This window comes from Anaeromyxobacter soli (assembly GCF_022808855.1).
Classification (GTDB): domain Bacteria; phylum Myxococcota; class Myxococcia; order Myxococcales; family Anaeromyxobacteraceae; genus Anaeromyxobacter; species Anaeromyxobacter soli.
In genome coordinates this window covers 32,107-51,116 of the sequence record NZ_JAKZLF010000005.1, presented here as the reverse complement: position 1 = coordinate 51,116, position 19,010 = coordinate 32,107, and the positions used below count along the sequence as shown (strand labels likewise).

General features: G+C 74.6%; 14 protein-coding genes. 9 read left to right on the top strand and 5 right to left on the bottom strand.

Annotation, left to right across the window (positions count from 1 at the left end):
* Window positions 1–115: 115 nt before the first annotated feature.
* Window positions 116–2,050 carry a propionate catabolism operon regulatory protein PrpR gene (gene prpR / locus MLV88_RS05550; protein WP_242354975.1) on the bottom strand — a complete coding sequence of 645 codons (1,935 nt, stop codon included), beginning with the start codon at window positions 2,048–2,050 and terminating at the stop codon, window positions 116–118.
* 315 nt (window positions 2,051–2,365) lie between these two features.
* Here prpR and MLV88_RS05545 point away from each other — a divergent pair, with 315 nt between their 5' ends.
* Genes MLV88_RS05545 through MLV88_RS05525 form a run of 5 tightly spaced genes read left to right on the top strand, consistent with a single transcriptional unit; the run spans window position 2,366 to window position 9,597 of the window.
* The gene (locus tag MLV88_RS05545) at window positions 2,366–4,753 is read left to right on the top strand and encodes a 3-hydroxyacyl-CoA dehydrogenase/enoyl-CoA hydratase family protein (RefSeq protein ID WP_242335108.1); all 2,388 of its coding nucleotides are present in this window, start codon (window positions 2,366–2,368) and stop codon (window positions 4,751–4,753) included.
* 22 nt (window positions 4,754–4,775) lie between these two features.
* Window positions 4,776–5,948, top strand: a complete 1,173-nt coding sequence (locus MLV88_RS05540) for an acetyl-CoA C-acyltransferase (protein ID WP_242335109.1) — start codon at window positions 4,776–4,778, stop codon at window positions 5,946–5,948.
* A 37-nt stretch (window positions 5,949–5,985) separates the two neighbouring features.
* A complete protein-coding gene (locus tag MLV88_RS05535) occupies window positions 5,986–7,764 on the top strand; it encodes an acyl-CoA dehydrogenase family protein (RefSeq protein WP_242335110.1) in 1,779 nt (592 codons plus the stop codon).
* A gap of 53 nt (window positions 7,765–7,817) precedes the next feature.
* Window positions 7,818–8,621, top strand: a complete 804-nt coding sequence (locus tag MLV88_RS05530; protein WP_242335111.1) for an electron transfer flavoprotein subunit beta/FixA family protein — start codon at window positions 7,818–7,820, stop codon at window positions 8,619–8,621.
* A gap of 16 nt (window positions 8,622–8,637) precedes the next feature.
* Window positions 8,638–9,597: an electron transfer flavoprotein subunit alpha/FixB family protein gene (locus MLV88_RS05525; protein ID WP_242335113.1), complete on the top strand. Its 960-nt coding sequence runs from the start codon at window positions 8,638–8,640 to the stop codon at window positions 9,595–9,597.
* A 30-nt stretch (window positions 9,598–9,627) separates the two neighbouring features.
* On the opposite strand, the gene MLV88_RS05520 is transcribed toward MLV88_RS05525, so the two are convergent.
* The gene (locus tag MLV88_RS05520) at window positions 9,628–9,933 is read right to left on the bottom strand and encodes a hypothetical protein (protein ID WP_243337004.1); all 306 of its coding nucleotides are present in this window, start codon (window positions 9,931–9,933) and stop codon (window positions 9,628–9,630) included.
* Window positions 9,934–10,452: 519 nt separating this feature from the next.
* Here MLV88_RS05520 and MLV88_RS05515 point away from each other — a divergent pair.
* The 3 genes from MLV88_RS05515 (at window position 10,453) to MLV88_RS05505 (ending at window position 14,098) form a co-directional block, all read left to right on the top strand.
* A complete protein-coding gene (locus MLV88_RS05515) occupies window positions 10,453–12,150 on the top strand; it encodes a methyl-accepting chemotaxis protein (RefSeq protein ID WP_242335117.1) in 1,698 nt (565 codons plus the stop codon).
* A 179-nt stretch (window positions 12,151–12,329) separates the two neighbouring features.
* Complete coding sequence (locus MLV88_RS05510) at window positions 12,330–13,544, top strand: saccharopine dehydrogenase family protein (RefSeq protein ID WP_242335119.1); 1,215 nt, start codon at window positions 12,330–12,332, stop codon at window positions 13,542–13,544.
* An 86-nt stretch (window positions 13,545–13,630) separates the two neighbouring features.
* Window positions 13,631–14,098: a hypothetical protein gene (locus tag MLV88_RS05505; protein ID WP_242335120.1), complete on the top strand. Its 468-nt coding sequence runs from the start codon at window positions 13,631–13,633 to the stop codon at window positions 14,096–14,098.
* Window positions 14,099–14,178: 80 nt separating this feature from the next.
* Here MLV88_RS05505 and MLV88_RS05500 read toward each other — a convergent pair whose 3' ends face one another.
* From MLV88_RS05500 to MLV88_RS05490, 3 genes are all read right to left on the bottom strand, one after another.
* Window positions 14,179–14,745 carry a hypothetical protein gene (locus MLV88_RS05500; RefSeq protein ID WP_242335122.1) on the bottom strand — a complete coding sequence of 189 codons (567 nt, stop codon included), beginning with the start codon at window positions 14,743–14,745 and terminating at the stop codon, window positions 14,179–14,181.
* 331 nt (window positions 14,746–15,076) lie between these two features.
* Window positions 15,077–15,700, bottom strand: a complete 624-nt coding sequence (locus MLV88_RS05495; RefSeq protein WP_242335124.1) for a PH domain-containing protein — start codon at window positions 15,698–15,700, stop codon at window positions 15,077–15,079.
* Window positions 15,701–15,808: 108 nt separating this feature from the next.
* Window positions 15,809–16,003, bottom strand: coding sequence for a hypothetical protein (locus tag MLV88_RS05490; protein WP_242335126.1), 195 nt, complete (start codon window positions 16,001–16,003; stop codon window positions 15,809–15,811).
* A gap of 368 nt (window positions 16,004–16,371) precedes the next feature.
* Here MLV88_RS05490 and MLV88_RS05485 point away from each other — a divergent pair, with 368 nt between their 5' ends.
* Window positions 16,372–19,002, top strand: coding sequence for a DUF748 domain-containing protein (locus MLV88_RS05485; RefSeq protein ID WP_242335128.1), 2,631 nt, complete (start codon window positions 16,372–16,374; stop codon window positions 19,000–19,002).
* The last annotated feature ends 8 nt before the right edge of the window (window positions 19,003–19,010 follow it).

Genomic DNA, 19,010 nt, shown 5'->3' with positions numbered 1-19,010 from the left:
CCCCCCCCCCGCGGCGCGGGCCCGCGGGCGCCCCCCGTGGCGGCTTCGCCGCTTCCGCGGCGCCGCCCCGGCGGGCTCGCTACGCTCGCCTGTTCGCGAATCGTTTAGGTGATGGTCACGCCCGCCCGAGCTTCCGGTAGAGCGTCGTCCTGCCGATGCCGAGCCGGCGGGCGGCCTCGGTCTGGTTGCCGCCGCACTCGGCGAGCACGCGCTCGACGTGCGCCCGCTCCAGCGCGTCGCGCGCCGCGCGCAGATCCGCGCTGGAGGCCGCGGGGGCGGGGACGGGGTGCTCGAAGACCTCGGGCATCGCGGCGCGCAGCTCCTCCTCGGGGATCCGGGTCCGGGGGCCGCGATCGACGAACAGCGCGGCGACGCGCTCTAGCACGTTCTCGAGCTCGCGCACGTTGCCGGGCCAGCCGTAGCCCGCGAGGCGCGGCAGGACGAGCGCCAGCGCGCGGCGGTGCGCGTCGGGTTCCCCGTGCCGGAGCAGCGCGCGCTTGAGGAGGTCGGAGGCGATCTCCTGCACGTCGTCGCCGCGCTCGCGCAGCGGCGGGATGTGCAGGGGGAGGATGGCGAGGCGGTAGAAGAGGTCCTCGCGGAACTCCCCGCGCCCGACCGCGCCGCGCAGGTCCCGGTGCGTCGCCGCGATCACGCGGACGTCCACGGGCGTCGGGTCGTTCGAGCCGAGGCGCAGCACCTGCCGCTCCTGCAGGACGCGCAGGAGCCGGGTCTGGAGCGTGGTCGGCACGTCGCCGATCTCGTCGAGGAAGATCGTCCCGGTGTGCGCCGCCTCGAAGAGCCCCGGCCTCCCGCCGCGGCGGGCGCCCGTGAAGGCGCCCTCCTCGTGCCCGAACAGCTCGGCCTCGAGCAGCGTCTCCGGGAACGCCGCGCAGTTCACCGCCACGAACGGCCGGTCGCGCCGCCGGCTCGCGCGGTGGATGCCCTGCGCGACCATCTCCTTGCCGGTGCCGCTCTCGCCGGTGATGAGCACGGTCGCGTCGCTGCGCGCGTAGCGCTCGGCGAGCGCGCGCACGCGCGCGATGGCGGGCGAGGTCCCGAGGATGCCGGCGAGGTCGAAGCGGGCGACGAAGCGGGGCGGGCGGTGCTCGGAGCGCAGGCCGCGCTCGAGCCGCTGGATGGCGGCGGAGTCCTGACAGGTGAGGAGCGCGCCGCGCTGCACGCCCGCCTCGCGCAGGGGCAGCCGGCTCACCACCAGCGTGCGGCCGCCGAGCCGCTGGACGACGTCGAGCTCCGGGGTGCCGGTCTCGAGCACGCGCGCGAGCGACAGCTCCGGCGCGATCGCCGACAGGCGGCGGCCGGTGACCTCCGCGCTCGTCACCCCGAGGACCCGCTGCAGCGCCGGGTTGAGCGACTGGATCCGCTCGTCCCCGTCCACCGCGAGGACCCCCAGGTCGAGGTGGCGGAGGACGCGCTCGACCTCGAGCCGCTTGGCCTCCGCGGCCCGGGCGATGCGGGCGACCTCCGCGGCGTGGCGGATCGCCTCCGAGAGCGAGTCCTGCCCGTAGAGCAGCACCGCCGGCAGGCCCTGGCGCTCGGCGAAGTCGCACACCGGCCCGGGGCCGACGATCACCCCGAACCCCTGCGCGGCGAGGTCCGCCACGTGCGCCTTCACGTCCTCCGGCGTGACGTAGGGCCGCTGCTCGATGACGAGGTCGCTCATGAGGCCGGCGCTCTGCTCGATCCCCGCGACGACGCGCCGGAAGTTCACGACGCCGATGCGGTTCGAGAGCTTGCGGGCCTGCACGAGCGCCTGGAGCGCGTCCACCGTGGAGGCCATCACCACCACCACCGGCACGTCCGCGTGGTCCCGCAGGTACGCGCCGTTGGCGCCGGCCGCGACGAACGCGTCCACCTCCTCGCCCGCCTCGACGAGCGACCGCGCCACCTGCAGCGCCTCCTCGAAGCCCTTGTCGAAGACGCGGACCTCCGCCACGTTCGCGAGGAGCGGAGCGACGCTCTCGAAGACGTGGCGCAGGCGGCTCGTGCTGAACGCCCAGACGATGGGGCGGCGGTCCGCGTCGGCGGCCATCGGGCTCCTCCTCGGGTTCGCGACGCTCCCGGCCCAGCGCCGGCGGTGTACCGGGTTCGGAGCATACCTGTTCCGCGTGCGGTGCACCGAGGCGCCGCCCCGTCGGGGGCCTGATGGCCGCGCCCGCAAGGCGATCGTCCGCGAACCCGCAGGGTTGTACCCAGGTGCGCCCGATGGCCGCGTGCGGGTGCGCTGGATGCAATGGAGCCGATCGCGTCCGAGCCGCTCCCGCCCCGGGGGCGGCTCGGGATGAACCGAAGGTGTAGCGCGATGCGCGGACGCGCACGCGAAGACCCGCCACCAGGGAGAGCGACCATGGAACGGATCGAGAAGGTGGCGGTGCTCGGGTCGGGGGTGATGGGGGCGACGATCGCCGCCCAGCTCGCGAACGCCGGGCTCCGCGTGCTCCTGCTGGACATCGTCCCGAGGGAGCCGACCGCGGAGGAGCGCGCGGCGGGGCTCGGGCTCTCGGACCGGCCGGTGCGCGACCGGCTCGCCGCGGCCGCGCGGGCCGGGCTCGAGAAGCTCTCGCCCGCGCCGCTCTACCTGCCCGCGTACGCGGCGCGCATCGAGGTGGGCAACCTCGAGGACGACCTGCCGCGCCTCCGCGACTGCGACTGGGTGATCGAGGTCGTCCTCGAGAACCTGGAGGTGAAGCGGGCCCTCCTCGCGCGCCTCGCCCCGCACCTCAGGCCCGACGTGGTGCTCTCGACGAACACGAGCGGGCTCTCGGTGAACGCGCTCGCGGAGGCGCTCCCCGAGCCGCTCCGGCCGCGCCTGCTCGTCACCCACTTCTTCAACCCCCCGCGCTACATGCGGCTCGTCGAGCTCGTCTCCTCGCGCTACACCGACCCGGCGGTCGTCGCGCGGATGGCGGAGCTCATCCGCGTGCGGCTCGGGAAGGGCATCGTCACCGCCAAGGACACGCCGAACTTCGTCGCCAACCGGATCGGCGTGTTCTCGCTGTGCAACGCCATCCACCACATGGTGGAGCTCGGCCTCACCGTGGAGGAGGTCGACGCGGTCGCCGGGCCGGCCACCGCGCGCCCGAAGAGCGCGGCCTTCCGCACCGCCGACCTCGTCGGCCTCGACACCCTCGCCCACGTCGCGCGGAACTCGTACGAGCTGTTGCCGGGGGACGAGCGCCGCGCCTCCTTCCTCCTGCCCGAGTTCGTCGAGGGGATGATCCAGCGCGGGCTGCTCGGCAATAAGACGAAGGGCGGCTTCTTCAAGAAGACGAAGGGGCAGGAGGGGAGCCAGGTCCTCTTCTTCGACCACCGCTCGGGCGAGTACGTCCCGGCGAGGAAGCCGCGGTTCCCGTCGGTGGAGGCGGCGAAGGGGATCGACGACCCGGGGAAGCGCCTCCGCGCCGTGCTCGCCGGCAACGATCCGGCCGCGACGTTCGCGTGGCGGAGCCTGCGCGACACCCTCCTCTACGCCTTCGCCCGGATCCCGGAGATCGCGGACGACGTGGTGAACGTCGACGCCGCGATGCGCTGGGGCTTCGGCTGGGAGCTCGGGCCCTTCGAGATGATGGACGCGATCGGCGTCGCCGAGCTCGTGCGGCGCGCCGAGGCGGACGGCGTGAAGGTCCCGGCCGCCCTGTACGGCGTGCCGTCCTTCTACTCGGAGGAGGGCGGGAAGCGGCGGTTCGTCGACCTCGCCCACGGCGGCGGCTGGCTGGAGGTGCCGCGGCCGGCGGACCACCTCGACCTCACCGTGCTCGCGAAGGCGGGCGCGGTCGTGGAGCGGAACGCGGGCGCGTCGGTCCTGGATCTCGGTGACGGCGTCTTCTGCCTCGAGTTCCACACCAAGATGAACGCCATCGGCAACGACGTGCTCGCCATGGTCCACGAGGCGCTGCGGCGCGCCGAGACGGAGGGCCAGGGGCTCGTCATCGCGAACCAGGGCCAGGCGTTCTCGGCCGGCGCGAACCTGATGCTCGTGGCGATGGCCATCGCGGAGGGCGCCTACGACGAGATCGCGCTCACCGTGCGGGCGTTCCAGCGGGCCATGATGGCGGTGAAGTACGCGCGGGTGCCGGTGGTGGCCGCGCCGCACGGGCTCGCGCTCGGCGGCGGCTGCGAGGTCTGCCTGCACGCCACCGCGATGAACCCCCTCGCCGAGACGTACATGGGGCTCGTGGAGATCGGCGTCGGGCTCCTGCCCGCCGGCGGCGGCACGAAGGAGCTCGCGCTCCGCGCCATCCGGCTCGCGGAGCAGTACGAGACGGACGTCTCTCCCTTCCTGTTCAAGCACTTCACCACCATCGCCACCGCGAAGGTGAGCGCCTCCGCCGACGAGCTCCGCGGCATGGGGCTCCTCCGGCCGGGCGACGGCGTCACGCTCTCGCCGGACCGGCTGGTGCACGACGCGAAGGCGCGCGTCCTCGCGCTCGCCGCGAACCACCGCCCGGGCGAGCCGGCGACGGACCTGAGGGCGCCGGGCCGGAGCGTCGCCGCGAGCCTCGCCACCCAGCTCTGGAACATGCGGATGGGCGGCTTCATCACCGAGTACGAGGAGAAGCTCGGGAAGACGATCGCCGGCGTCATCACCGGGGGCGACGTCCCCGCCGGCACCGCCGTCACCGAGCAGTGGCTGCTCGACCTCGAGCGGGAGGCCTTCCTGCGCCTCTGCGGCGAGCGGAAGACCCTCGAGCGGATCCAGCACATGCTGAAGAAGGGCAAGCCGCTCCGCAACTGAACGACGGCAAGAGGTGATCGCCATGAGTGGAGCCTACGTCCTCGCCGCAGTCCGCACCCCCGGCTGCAAGGCCAAGAAGGGAAAGCTCCGGGACGTCCGCCCGGACGACCTCGCCGCGACGGCGATCCGCGCGCTCCTCGAGCGCGCGCGGGTCGAGCCGCACGCCGTCGAGGACGTCATCATGGGCTGCGCCTTCCCGGAGGGCGAGCAAGGCATGAACCTGGGCCGCGTCGCGGCGCTGCGCGCGGGCCTGCCGGTGGAGGTCCCCGGCCAGACGGTGAACCGCTTCTGCGCCTCGGGCCTCCAGGCGATCGCGACCGCCGCCGAGCGGATCCTGGCCGGCCACGCCGACGCCATCGTCGCGGGCGGCGCGGAGAGCATGAGCCTCGTCCCGATGGGCGGCGCGAAGTTCAGCGCGAACCCCGGGCTCGCCGCGGACTGGCCGGAGTCCTACGCCGCGATGGGTGTCACCGCCGAGCTCGTCGCCTCGCGCTACCGCGTCTCGCGCGAGGACCAGGACGCGCTCGCGGCGGAGAGCCACGCGCGCGCCGCGGCCGCCCAGGCGAAGGGGCTGTTCGCGGGCGAGCTCGCCCCGGTGGACGTCGAGCGGGTGGCGCTCGTGGGCGGCAAGCTGGAGCGCCGGCAGGAGCGGGTGGACGCGGACGACGGCGTCCGCGCCGACACGACGCGAGAGGGGCTCGCGCGGCTCAAGCCCGCGTTCAAGGTGGACGGGAGCGTCACGGCCGGGAACGCCTCGCAGATGACCGACGGCGCGGCCGCGGTCCTGGTGGTGTCGGAGGCGTTCCTCGCCCGCACGAAGCTCACGCCGCTCGGCCGGTTCGTCTCGTACGCGGTGAAGGGCGTGCCGCCGGAGATCATGGGCGTCGGCCCGATCGAGGCCATCCCGGCCGCGCTCGCGCGGGCGGGCGTCCGCCAGGCGGACGTCGGGCAGGTGGAGCTCAACGAGGCCTTCGCGGTGCAGGCCCTCACCTGCGTGCGCGCGCTCGGCCTCGACCCGGCGCGCGTGAACCCGACGGGCGGCGCCATCGCCCTCGGCCACCCGCTCGGCTGCACCGGCGCCAAGCTCACCGCGACGCTGCTGCACGGGCTCGCGCGGACGGGAGAGCGCTACGGGATCGTGTCGATGTGCATCGGCGGCGGGATGGGCGCGGCGGCGGTCTTCGAGCGCGCCTAGCGACGCGCGGCTTCGTACAGGGCATCCGGAGGTGACCATGGCGGCGAGACTCTTCAAGGGCGCGGAGTACCTCATCACCGAGGCGACGAAGGACGACGTCTTCACGCCGGAGGACTTCACGGAGGAGCAGCGGCAGATCGCGCACACCGCGGACCAGTTCGTCCGCGACGACGTGACGCCCGTGCTCGACCGGCTCGAGCACCAGGAGCCGGGGCTCTCCGCCGCGCTCATGCGCAAGGCGGGCGAGGCGGGCCTGCTCATGATCGACGCGCCGGAGGCGTACGGCGGGCTCGCGCTCGACAAGGCGACGAGCATGCTCGCCGCGGAGCGCATGGGCGCGGCCGGCGCGTTCTCCGTGTCCTACGCGGCGCACAGCGGCATCGGCACGCTGCCCCTCGTGTACTACGGGACCGAGGCGCAGAAGGACCGGTACCTCTCCAAGCTCGTGACGGGCGAGTGGAGCGCGGCGTACTGCCTGACGGAGCCGGAGGCGGGGAGCGACGCGCTCGGCGGGAAGACCACCGCGACGCTCACGCCCGACGGCAAGCACTACGTCCTCGACGGCACGAAGCAGTTCATCACGAACGGCAGCTTCGCCGATCTCTTCACGGTCTTCGCGCGCATCGACAAGAAGCACTTCACCGCCTTCCTCGTCGAGCGATCGACGCCGGGCCTCACGGTCGGCCCGGAGGAGAAGAAGCTCGGCATCAAGGGCTCCTCGACGACCTCGGTCATCTTCGAGGGCGCCCAGGTGCCGGTCGAGAACGTGCTCGGCGAGATCGGCAAGGGGCACAAGATCGCCTTCAACGTGCTCAACGTCGGCCGCTTCAAGCTCGGCGCGGCGGTGACCGGCGCGGCGAAGCTGGCGTTCAGGACCGGCGCCGCGTACGCGAACGCGCGCAAGCAGTTCGGCGTGCCCATCGCCCGCTTCGGCGCCATCCAGGAGAAGCTCGCGGACCTCACCGCGGGCATCTTCGCCGCGGAGTCGCTCGTGTACCGGCTCGCCGGGCTCATCGACGATCGGCTCGCCACCATCCCGAAGGACACCGCGGGCTACTACGAGGCCTACCAGCAGGGCATCGAGGAGTACGCGATCGAGTGCGCGATCGCGAAGGTGTTCTGCAGCGAGGTGCTCGCCGACGTGGTCGACGAGGTGGTCCAGATCCACGGCGGCTACGGGTTCATCCAGGAGTACCCGGCGGAGAAGTACTACCGGGACGAGCGCATCAACCGGATCTTCGAGGGCACCAACGAGATCAACCGGCTCCTCGTGCCGGGCACCATCCTGCGCCGCGCGATGAAGGGCGAGCTGCCCCTGCAGCGGGAGGCGATGAAGGCGCTGGAGGGGCTCATGACGCCCTCCCTCGACGAGCTCGATCCCTCGCTGCCCTTCGCGGCCGAGCGGGCCGTGCTCGGCGGCCTCAAGAAGACCTTCCTCGTGGTGTCAGGCGCCGCCGTCCAGCGGTACGCGGAGGGGCTCAAGGACGAGCAGGAGGTGCTGCTCGCGCTCGCGGACGTGGCCATCCAGATCTTCGCGATCGAGAGCGCGCTCCTCAGGGCGGAGAAGATCTCGCCGCGCCTGACGGAGTCGCTGCGCGCGGACGCGGCGGCCGCCGTGAAGGTGCACACCTTCGCGGCCGTCGAGAAGATCGCCGCCGCCGCCCGCCGGGCCGCGTTCTACGTCGCCGAGGGAGACACGCTCACGGTCCTCCTCGGCGGCATCCGCCGGTACACGAAGTACGACGCCACCGGCCTGCTCCCCGCGAAGCGGCGGCTCGCCGCCGCCGCGCTCGAGTCCGAGCGCTACCCGCTCTGAACGACGGTTCGCGATTCGGATCACGCCGTCCACCGCAGAGGAGAACTGCCGAGATGCCCCTCAAGCTGCTCGTCACCGTGAAGCGCGTCGAGGACCCGGAGTCGAGGATCAGGGCGAGGCCGGACGGGACCGGCATCGTCACCGACGGCGTGAACTACAAGATGAACCCCTTCGACGAGATCGCCGTCGAGGAGGCCCTGCGGCTCAAGGAGAAGCACGGCGGCGAGGTGGTCGTGGCGAGCATCGGCGGGGCGGCGGCGATGGTCGAGCTCCGCGCCGCGCTCGCGATGGGCGCCGATCGCGGCCTCCTCGTCCGTCACGACGGCGCGCTCGACCCGGGGGTGGGCTCGGCGCTGCTCCAGGCGCTCGTCGCGCAGGAGCGGCCCGACCTCGTCCTGCTCGGCAAGCAGGCCATCGACGACGATCAGAACCAGACCGGCCAGATGCTCGCCGCGCGCCTCGGCTGGCCGCAGGCGACGTTCGCCTCCAAGAAGGAGAGCCTCGAGAGCGAGGCCGAGCAGAAGAAGCAGCCCGGCGTGGTCCTCGCGGCGGACGGCGGGCGCGCCCTCGTCGTGCGGGAGGTGGACGGCGGCGTCGAGACGCTCGACGTCGCGCTGCCGGCGGTCGTGACGGTGGACCTCCGGCTCAACAAGCCGCGCTTCGCGTCGCTGCCCGGGATCATGAAGGCGAAGAAGAAGGAGGTGCGCGAGATCCCCGCGGCCTCGCTCGGCGTGGAGCTCGCGCCGGCGGTGGTGGTGCGGCGGCTCTTCGACCCGCCGCGGCGGCAGGCCGGCGTGAAGGTCGCCGACGTCGCCGAGCTGTGGACCCGCCTTCACGCCGAGGCGAAGGTCCTCTAGGGCCTTCGAGCGCGCCATGTCGAACGTCCTCGTCGTCGCCGAGCAGTCCCGCGGCACCCTCAGGAAGGCCACCCTGTCCGCGCTCACCGCCGCGCGAGAGGTGGCGCGCCGCACCGGCGGAACGGTGAGCGCGCTCGTCCTCGGCAGCGGCGCCGCCGCGGCCGCGGAGGAGCTCGCCGCGCACGGCGTCGCGGTCCGCCTCGCCGACGCGCCCGTGCTGGCGCACCCGCTCGCGGAGGCGCACGCGCCGGTGGTCGCGGACGCGGCGCGGGTGGCCGGCGCGAGCTGGATCGTCACGGCCGCGACCGCGTACGGAAAGGATCTCCTGCCCCGGGCTGCGGTCGCGCTCGGCGCGGCGGTCGCGACCGAGGTCCTCGCCGTCGCGGGCGAGGGGGCGGAGATCCTGCTCCGCCGGCCGATGTGGGCCGGGAACGTCATCGCGGAGGTGGAGCTCCGCGGGACGGTGAAGGCGTTCAGCGTGCGCCCGACGGAGTTCGCGCCGGCGGCGCGGGCGCCGGGCGGTTCGGTCACGCCGCTGCCGGTCTCGGTGGACGCGGCCTCGCTCCGGACGCGCTTCGTGGAGCTGCAGGAGGTGAAGAGCGAGCGGCCCGAGCTCACCGACGCGCGCGTGGTCGTCGCGGGCGGCCGGGGCACCCGGGGCGACTTCGGCCCGCTCTCCGGGCTCGCCGACGACCTCGGCGCGGCGGTGGGCGCCTCCCGCGCGGCGGTCGACGCCGGCTGGGTGCCGAACGACTGGCAGGTGGGGCAGACCGGCAAGGTGGTCGCGCCGGAGCTCTACGTCGCCGCGGGGATCTCGGGCGCGATCCAGCACGTCGCGGGCATGAAGGGGGCGAAGGTGATCGTGGCGATCAACAAGGACGCGGACGCGCCCATCTTCCAGATCGCCGACTACGGCCTCGTCGCGGACCTGTTCCAGGCGGTGCCAGCCCTGCGCGAGCGCCTCAAGGCCGGGTAGGGCGACCGCCGCGCCCCCGGACGGGACGGCTCACTCGCTCGGGAGCAGGTCGAGCTGCGAGGGGGGAACGCCGCGGGCGACGCCGTGCCCGGCGAGGATCGCCATCCGCCGCCGCTCGAAGCGCCGCTGCCGCTCGGCGCGCACGCGCTCCAGCATCGAGCGGGCGCTCTCGACGTCGGCGTACACGTCCGGGACCTCGCGGCCCAGGAGCCGGTCCCGCCGCCGGAGGTACGCCTCCTCCGCCGCGAGGTGATCGACCTCGAGATCCTCGATCTCGACGGCGAGCCGCTCCTCCGCGTCCATCGCGCGGAGCGCGTCGCGCTGCTCCGCGGTCATCATCCGGATCCTCTCCAGCACACCCATGACGCTCTCCGGTCACGCCCCACCACCGCGCTCCTGCCACTCGGGATCAAGCTAGGGGGGCCTCCCGGGCGCGCAAGGGCGCTCGTGTGGGGAAGTCAAAGAAATGACGCCGGGAGCCCCGAAGGAGTTCGCGGGCCGGCCGCTGTCAGGGAGGGCGGATAGCCTCGGGACATCAGCGGTCGCCCTCGGGCGCCGCGAGCGACATTCACTGACGGTCGATGCCATCGCATGCGGCCGGGTGGGCGTGCGCGCGCCGCGGTCGCGCGCCTGGCGCGTCGCCTGAGGCGACGTGCCCCGGGCGGATTGGACCCGGGGCCGGCCGCACTCCCGGTCGCTGCGCGTCGACGCAGACGCTGCGCGCGTCGGCCGACGCGCCGAACCCATTGGAAAGACGGGCTCGATTCCACGGTCAACGCGCGCCCGGCCTCGGAGCCGCTCATCGGTACGGGTCTTCCAAGCGCGCAGGTCCTGCACCCCACGACCGGAGCGCCCATGAAACGCCTGCTGGGAAGCCTCACCATCGTCACGAAGCTCCGCATCGTCGTGGGCGCGAGCGCCGTGGCGCTCGCCGCGCTCGTCTGGCAGGCCGTGCGCGTCGTCGAGTCGCGCATGCTGGAGGAGCGCGAGGCGAAGGTCCGGGCCGCCGTCGAGACGGTGCACGGGGTGCTCCGCGAGCAGGCCCGCCTCGCGGAGGAGGGACGCATCCCCGTGGCCGAAGCGCAGGCGGCCGCGATCCGGACGATCCGCGCGCTGCGCTACGAGGGGAACGAGTACTTCTGGGTGAACGACCTCGCCCCGCGCATGATCGTCCATCCGATGAGGCCGGAGCTCGACGGAAAGGACCTCGCGAGCGAGGTCGATCCCAGCGGCAAGCGGCTCTTCGTCGAGTTCGTGGACACCGCGAGGCGCCACGGCGCCGGAATGGTCGCCTACCTGTGGCCCAAGCCGGGCTCGCGCGACCCCGTCCGCAAGGTCTCGTACGTGAAGCTTTTCGAGCCGTGGGGCTGGATCGTCGGCTCGGGCGTCTACGTCGACGATCTCGAGGCGGCGGCGGCGCTCGAGGCACGGCGGATCGCCGGCGCGGCGCTCGCGATCGTCCTCGTCCTCTTCCTCGGTGCGGCGATCGTGGTGCGCAGCATCACCGGGCCGCTCGCCGGGGCCATCCGGGTGGTGGAGCGGGTCGCCCGCGGCGACCTGCGCGAGGCGGTGGCGGTCACCCGTCGCGACGAGCTCGGCAGGCTCCAGGCGGCGATGGCCGGGATGGCGGACAAGCTCGCGGTGGTCATCGCCGAGGTGCGCGCGGGCTCGGAGGCGCTCGGGGGCGCCTCGCAGCAGGTCTCCGAGACGTCGCAGCTCCTGTCGCAGGGCACGGGCGAGCAGGCCGCGAGCGTGGAGGAGACGACCGCCTCCCTCGAGGAGATGAACGCGTCGATCGCCCGGAACGCGGAGGGCGCGCGGGAGACCGCCGCCGCGGCCACCGCGGGCGCGGCGCGGGCGGAGGAGGGCGGGCGCGCGGTCGCCGAGACGGTGCAGGCGATGAAGGCGATCACCGAGCGGATCTCCGTCGTCGAGGAGATCGCCTACCAGACGAACCTGCTCGCGCTGAACGCGGCCATCGAGGCAGCCCGCGCGGGCGAGCACGGCCGGGGGTTCGCGGTGGTCGCCGCGGAGGTGCGCAAGCTCGCCGAGCGCGCGCAGAAGGCGGCGAAGGAGATCGGCTCGCTCGCGGGCTCGAGCGTGGCGGTGGCGGAGCGCTCGGCCTCGCTCATCCGCGAGCTCGTGCCGGGCATCCGGAGCACCGCGGAGCTGGTGCAGGAGGTGGCCGCGGCCTCCCAGCAGCAGGCGGCGGGGGTCGAGCAGGTCTCGAGAGCGATGGCGATCGTGGATCAGACGACCCAGCGAAACTCGGCCGCCGCGGAGGAGCTCTCCTCCACCGCCGAGGAGATGGCCGCGCAGGCGGCGTCCCTCCAGCAGCTCGTCGGCTTCTTCCGGGTGCGGGAGGGGCTCGAGCGCGCCGCGACGCCGAAGGCGAAGCCCGCGCCGAAGGTCCTGGCGCAGCCGGCGCCGCCGCCTCCGCCCGCCGCGAGCCGTCCGGCGCTCGAGGACGGCGCCGGCTGGGTCGCGTGGCGCTCCGGCGCCGCGACCGACGCAGAGCCGCGGTCCCTCCCCAGGGCGAGGACGGGCTCGTAGCGCTCGCCGGGGCGGAGCGCGCCCGTGTCGAGACGGCGGCGCGCCGGCGAGGGTGCCCGAGCGCGCGCTCACGGGCGGGCGCGCGGGCGCGCCCTCGCCGGGGTGAACCCGCCCAGGCGAGTGCACGCGGCCGGCGGGGGTGAGAGGAGTGCCTCGAGGACGCGGGCGGGGGCTTCGAGGTGGCCGGCAGGCCGTACGACGTGACGCTGTTCGGCGCGACCGGCTTCACCGGCCGGCTGGCGGCGCGCTACCTGTCGGAGCACGCGCCGCCCGGGCTACGCTGGGCGGTCGCCGGCCGCAGCGGCGCACGGCTCGAGCTCGTGAAGGCGGAGGCGCACGCGAGCGGGCTCGTCGTCGCGGACAGCGCGGATCCCGGGTCGATCGACGCGATGGCCGCCGGCACCCGCGTGCTCGCCACGACCGTCGGTCCCTTCGCGCACCACGGCGGGCCGGTGGTGGACGCGTGCGTCCGGCACCGCGTCGACTACGTGGACATCACGGGCGAGACCGCGTGGGTGCGCGGCCTGGTCGATCGCCACCACGAGGCCGCCGCGCTCGCGGGCACGCGCATCGTGCCGTTCTGCGGGTTCGACTCGGTCCCCTCCGATCTCGGCGCGCTCCTCGTCGCGTCGTTCATCCGGGATCGCTGGGGGCAGGACACGAGGCGCGTGAGCGCGAGCTTCGCGCTCCGGGGCGGCTACGGCGGCGGGACGCTCGCCACGGTGCTCCACTCGGCCGAGACGGGCGAGCTCGTCGTCGGCCGCGACGTGCTGCTCCTCAACCCGGCGGAGCACCGGACCGGCGCCGAGCGGGCGCGCAGCGCCGACCTCTTCGCCGTCCGGCGCGACCCGGTCCGGCAGGTCTGGCTCGCGCCGTTTCCGATGGCGCGGGTGAACACCCGCGTCGTGCGGCGCTCCAACGCGCTCCTCGAGGCGGTCGGGCGCGGCTACGGCCCGGAGTTCGCCTACGAGGAGGCCGCCGAGTACCGCTCTCGCCTCGGCGCAGAGGCGGCGCGGCTCGGGCTCCGCCTCTTCGAGCGCGCGCTCGCGGCGGAGCGGGTGCGGGCGCTCCTGCGCCGCTTCGGACCGGCGCCCGGAGAGGGCCCCTCGCCGGCGGCACGCGAGCTCGGGGCCATGCGGCTGCGGCTCGTCGGTGAGGCGGCCTCCGGGCGGAAGGTGCTCGCGACGCTGCGCGCCCGCGGGGATCCCGGCAGCCGGGTGACCGTCATGACGCTCTGCGAGGCGGCGCTCGCCCTCGCCACCCAGCGCGAAGCGCTCCCGCGCGCGCCGGCGGGCGGCGTGCTCACGCCCGCGACCGCGGTCGGGCTCCTGCTGCTCGATCGGCTGGAGGCGGCGGGGCTCCAGGTCGAGGTGGGGCCCGTGGTGCGCACGTGAGCCGTGAGGTCGAGCGAGCGGGGCGGCGGCCCGCAGGCACGGACGGGCCGTTGAAGGCGTACCGGTGGGTCCCTAGGGGTGAAGGGATGCCCCTCGCGTGGATGCCCCTCGTCGCCGTGCTCGCCAGCAGCGCCTCGAGCGCTGGCGGCGTCGTGCTCCGCCCGCTCGAGCGACAGCTCGTCGCCCCCTCCGCAGCGCTCCGGCTCGCCGCCTCCGGCGCCGCGACCCGCCCGGCCGCGGGGGACGCCGCCGCGCCGCCCGCGTGCGTCGGCGACGTGTGCCAGCCGCGCGTGTCCGTGCCGGGCTACGAGCCGCGGGTGTCGTCCCGCGGGAAGCGGACGGAGCTCGCGGCGCACCTCCTCTCCCGCGCGCACATCGAGCCGCTCGCGAGCGTGGCGAGCTTCCTCGTGGTCACCGGCCTCCGCCTCGACTTCACCCCGGGGGCGCTCGAGAGCGGGCTCTCGCGCGGTCCGGAGGGCTGGGGGCATGCGCAGCTCATGCTCCGCTGGCGCATCGACGCGCTCGGCAAGCCCGTCTGGGTGATCGTGAGGTAGCTGGCGCGAGACCGCGCCCTCGGGTGCGTTCGCCAGCCGTCGCGGGTCCAGGCGCCGGCGGGGTCCGTCGGGACGTCGCCTCAGCCCCAGGAGCTCACGAAGATCGCGCGGTCGGTGCCGGGCTCCCATACGAGATCCACCCGCGCCGCGCGCCCCGCCCAGGCGTAGAGCCCCTCGATCCCTCCGCACGACCGCAGGAGGTGCGCGCGGTCGCGCGAGACGGGCGGGAGGTCTTCGAGCACGACGTGGACGAGCCCCGGCCCGCGCCGCAGGTAGGTCGCGTGCCCCGCGTTGCGCGTCGCGACGTTCCAGCCCTTCGCCGCGATCCAGGCGAGCACCTCGGGCCGGCGGCCCAGCATCGCGAGCGTCGCCGTCACGAGCGGCCGGAGCACCGGCGTCTCGGTGGCGACGCGCCCGAGCGCGCGGCCGAGCTCGCGCACGCCGTCGTCGCCCCGGCGCCGCTGCACGGCCTGCACGATCTCGACCTCGAACGCGATGGGCAGCCAGCCCGCCGCGGGCGCCTCCTCCACGCGGCGGACGGTCTCGGTCCGCACGTCGCCGCGGATCGACGCCGCGTCCCCGTCGCCGAAGGTGCGGAGCTGCTCGAGGTAGAGCTTCAGCAACGCCGCCCGGATCTCGGGTTCCATTCGTCTCCAGTCGACCGACCCGCCGCGCGAGGAGAGCAGCATTCGGCGGGTGAGGGGAATCCCGGGACGGCGGGACTTGCGGGCGGGGTCGAATCGGGCGTTCGCCTGTCCGTTGGTGGACAAACGAAGGAGACCGGCGCACACGCGCGCGGCCCGAGCGGACGCGGGCGTCCGCGGAGTGCCTCGTCCGAGCCGACCCCCGGAAGGCAGCGCGGCGGAGGGCTACGTGTCGGTCCCGGCGGAGGCGAGCGCTGTGAGCGCTCGCGCCGCGCGCGGCGAAGGATCCTGCTCGAGCGCCTCGCGACGGGCTCGACCCGAGCGAGCAACGCTGTCAGGCCCGCTGGTCCGCCTCGGCGGTCCGGGCCCCCTCGGCCGCCGTGGCCGCGAGCTCCTCGAGCACCTCCCGCGCCACGGGGTCGGCGCGCAGCGCGCCCTCGGGGAGCCTGCGGAGCGCGATCTCGGCGAACTCCCCGGCGCCGCGCAGCGTCTCGGAGAGCCACAGGTGCGAGCCGTCGGAGAGCGTCAGGTAGAACCACCGCTGGAGCGGGTTGTAGGCGACGCTCGAGACGGAGGTCCAGCTCACGTTGCGGCGCGTGAGCACCCCGACGCGCTCGATGAACGTGTCGTGCACGACGATGCGCTGGCGGAACGCCGAGGCGAACTGGTGCGCGGTGACGGCGAGCATCGCGAGCGTGGCGGCGGCGCCGAGGAGGAGCCCGGGGACGCCCGTCTGCCCCCCGACCCAGACCCGCGTCACCAGCCCCGCGAGCACGATCGTGGGGAGGAGCGCGCCGATCCCGAGCATCACCCCGTTCCGGCGCAGCGGACGCAGCACGAGGGCGCCGCCCGCCGTCGAAGCGCGCTCGCGCGGCGCCGCCGAGCTCCGCCGGAACAGCGCGCGGCCGCCCAGCATCACGAGGAACAAGGCGACCAGTGCGATGGCGGTCTCGAGCATGTGCGCGAGTCTGCCTCATCGACGGCGGCCGGAGAAGCGGGTGCCCTCGCTTTCGACCGACCGCCGCGCCAGGTGCGGCGCGACCGCCGGGTGGAGCTCGGCGCGGCTTCAGCCTCCGCGGCGAACCGTCTTCCACGGCGCCGCGTTGCCGTTCTCGTCGACCCGGACTCGGATGTGGTCCGGCCCGCGCCACACGCTGCCCGCGATGACGCGCCCCGGGATCCAGGGGTAGCGCGCGCGCGTGTCGTCCGAGACGAACACGACCGGCGAGACGGGCGGAGAGTCGGGCGTCGCGGCGGGCACTCCCTCCTCGGTCAGCTGGATACGCTCCGGGCGGCGGCCCCCCGGCCCGCGGACGGGGCGCTGGCGACGGCGCTTGTTACCTCGCCCGCCGGCGCGGTTCTCGTGATGCTGCGGTCTCTCCAACATGGGCTCCTGGCCTTGGGGGCAGCGCCGGCGACGCTCCTCGCGTCTGCTCGGCGGCGATACGGCTCGCGATGTGGTGGATGCGCCGCGTCCCGGGATCTGACGTCCGGTCGGCGCTCTGGGTCGTATGTATCCCGGACGACGGAGGATTTCAACGATGTCGCGCCCTGCGTCCCCCGCGCGAGCCCCGCGCGCACCGCACCGGAGTCGCTGACAGAGGTCCGCTCCTGCCGTAGCCTCCGCGCATGTCCGAGCCCCGCACGCGCAGGCGCTGGCCGAAGATCCTCGGTGCCGTCCTCCTCGTCCTCGTCGTCGCCGTGGTCGGGCTGCTGTTCGCCCTCGACCGGATCCTGCTCTCGCAGGCGCGCAAGCAGGCAGCGGCCCTCTCCCAGCAGCTCGGCCGGCCCGTCGAGATCGGCGGCGTCGCGACGCGGCTCTGGGGCGGGCTCGGCGTGCGCGTCACCGACGTCGCGGTGGGGGCAGGAGAGGGGGAGCCCCTGCCCCTCGCCGAGGTCCGGCGGGTGGAGGTGAAGGCGGACCTCCTCCGCGCGATCCTGACGGGCGGCAAGGAGGTCCACGTCCGCGAGGCCGTCGTGGAGGGCCTGCACGTCAACGTCGTGAAGCTGCCGGACGGCACGACCAACGCGCAGCGCGTCGCGGACCGGCTGGCGAAGGGCGCCAAGCCGGCCGAGCCGGAGGCCCCCGCCCCCTCGAAGGAGCCGACCCTCCGCCTGCTGCGCGTCGACCGCGCGGCCGTCGAGAACGCGCGCATCGCCTTCCTCGACCGGACCGTGCCGAACGCGAAGGAGCTCGCCGTCGACGACCTCGACGTCGAGGTGAAGGACCTCGAGACCGGCAAGCCGCTCGAGCTCGTCGTGCGCGCCGCGGTGCTCGCCGCGAAGCAGAACCTGGAGCTGCGCGTGAAGGCGGCCCCGCTGCCCGCGTCGCTCGAGCCCGTGCCGGAGGAGATCGTGCTGAAGGTGGAGCCGATCGTCCTCGACCCCCTCGCGCCTTTCCTGCCCCCCTCGGCGGGCTTCCGGGGCGGACGCTTCCAGGCCGATCTCTCCGCGAAGCTCGGCGCGGCCGTCCCCGGTGGCGCGGGGCCGCTCCGGGTGAAGGGCGGGTTCCGCGCGACGCAGCTCGCCTTCGCGGGGCAGGAGGGTGGGAAGGCCCTCGACGTCGGCCTCGACGCGGACCTCGAGGCGGACGCGCAGGCGGGCGACCTCCGCATCGGGAAGCTCGTCTTCACGGCGGGCCCCGCCTCCCTCGTGGGCAAGGGCCGCGCGACCGGACTCAAGGGAGACGCGCCGAAGTTCGAGGGCCTCGAGATCGTCGGGCACGGCCTCGATCCCGAGGCGCTCGCGGCCTACTACCCCCCGCTGCGCAAGCAGATGGGCGGCGTGGTGATCGCGGGCCCGGTGGGGCTCGTCGTGCGGGGCTCGGGCGGGGAGACCGCGCAGACGGCGGAGATGCGCGTCGACCTCACGCCGGTGCGGCTCGTCGTGCCCGCGCAGCTCGCGAAGGCGGCGGGCGCGCCGATGACGCTCGTGGTGCGGGCGGACGCCGCGCAGTCGGGCGGGCGCGTCCGCTTCGACGCGGCGCTCGATCTCGCCGGGGCGGATCTCCGCCCGGGCGGCACGCTCGCGAAGAAGCCGGGCGACCCGCTCTCGGCCCGCGCGGCCGGCGCGTATCGCCAGGCGGGCGAAGGCCAGGAGGTGCGGCTCGACACCCTCCAGCTCACGCTCCTGCGCTCGCGGCTCGACGGGAAGGCGAAGGTGGACCTCGCGGGCAAGGGCCCGAAGGCCACGACGCGCTTCGAGGCGGAGCTCCGCGGCGATCGCCTCGACCTCGACGAGCTGCTCCTCCCCACGCCGCCGTCCGAGAAGGGCAAGAAGCCGCCCGAGACGAAGCCCCTCGACCCCGCCGCGTTCGCGGGGCTCTCCGGCGTCGCGGACCTGCGCCTCGGCCAGCTGCGCATGAGCAAGGTCGAGGCCCGGAACGTCACGCTGCGGGTGCGGGTCCAGGGCGACGAGGTGACCCTCGAGCAGGCGCGGCTCGAGGCGTTCGGTGGCACCGTCTCGGCCGCCGGGACGCACCTCGCGGTGGCGCGCCCCGACGCGCCGTTCGAGGTCGCCCTCGATCTGAAGGGCGTCGCGGGGGAGGAGGTCCTGAAGCTCCTCGGCGACCACAAGGTGCTCGGCGGGACGCTCGACGCGGGCCTGAAGCTGGGCGGGAAGGGCTGGAAGCTCGGGCTCCTGTCGGAGTCGGTCACGGGGGGCGTGGACGGCGTCCTGAAGGGCGGCGCGTTCTACGGGAAGGACCTCGTCGCGTCCATCGCGGCGCCGCTCGCGTCGAAGCTCCCGTTCGCCGCCTCGAAGCTGCCGGAGCGGGGCGCGACCTCTCTCGGCAAGGAGCTGCCGTTCGGGCTCAAGATCGCGAACGGCCTCGCCTCGCTCTCGAAGCCGCTCCGCGCGGAGACCGGCGAGGGCGCGCTCTCGCTCGAGGGCGGCGTGAAGCTCGACGGGACGCTGGAGATGCCGGCGACGTTCTCGCTTTCGCCGGAGCTGATCTCGAAGCTGACGGGCGGGCGCGCGAAGCCGACGGCGCCGATCCCCGTGGCGTTCCGGCTGGCGGGTCCGGCCTGGAAGCCGCGGCTCGACGGGCTCTCGCTCGACGGGGCGGTGAAGGCCATCGTCCAGCAGGCCGCGGCGGGCGCCCTCGGGCGCGCGGTCGGCGCGGAGGGCGCGAACGTCGGGGACGTCGCCGCGAAGAAGAAGGCCGAGGCGGAGGGGAAGGCGCGCGACGAGGCGGAGCGCCAGAAGAAGCGGCTCGAGGACGAGGCGAAGAAGAAGCTGAAGGGCCTCTTCGGGCGCTGAGGGCGCCT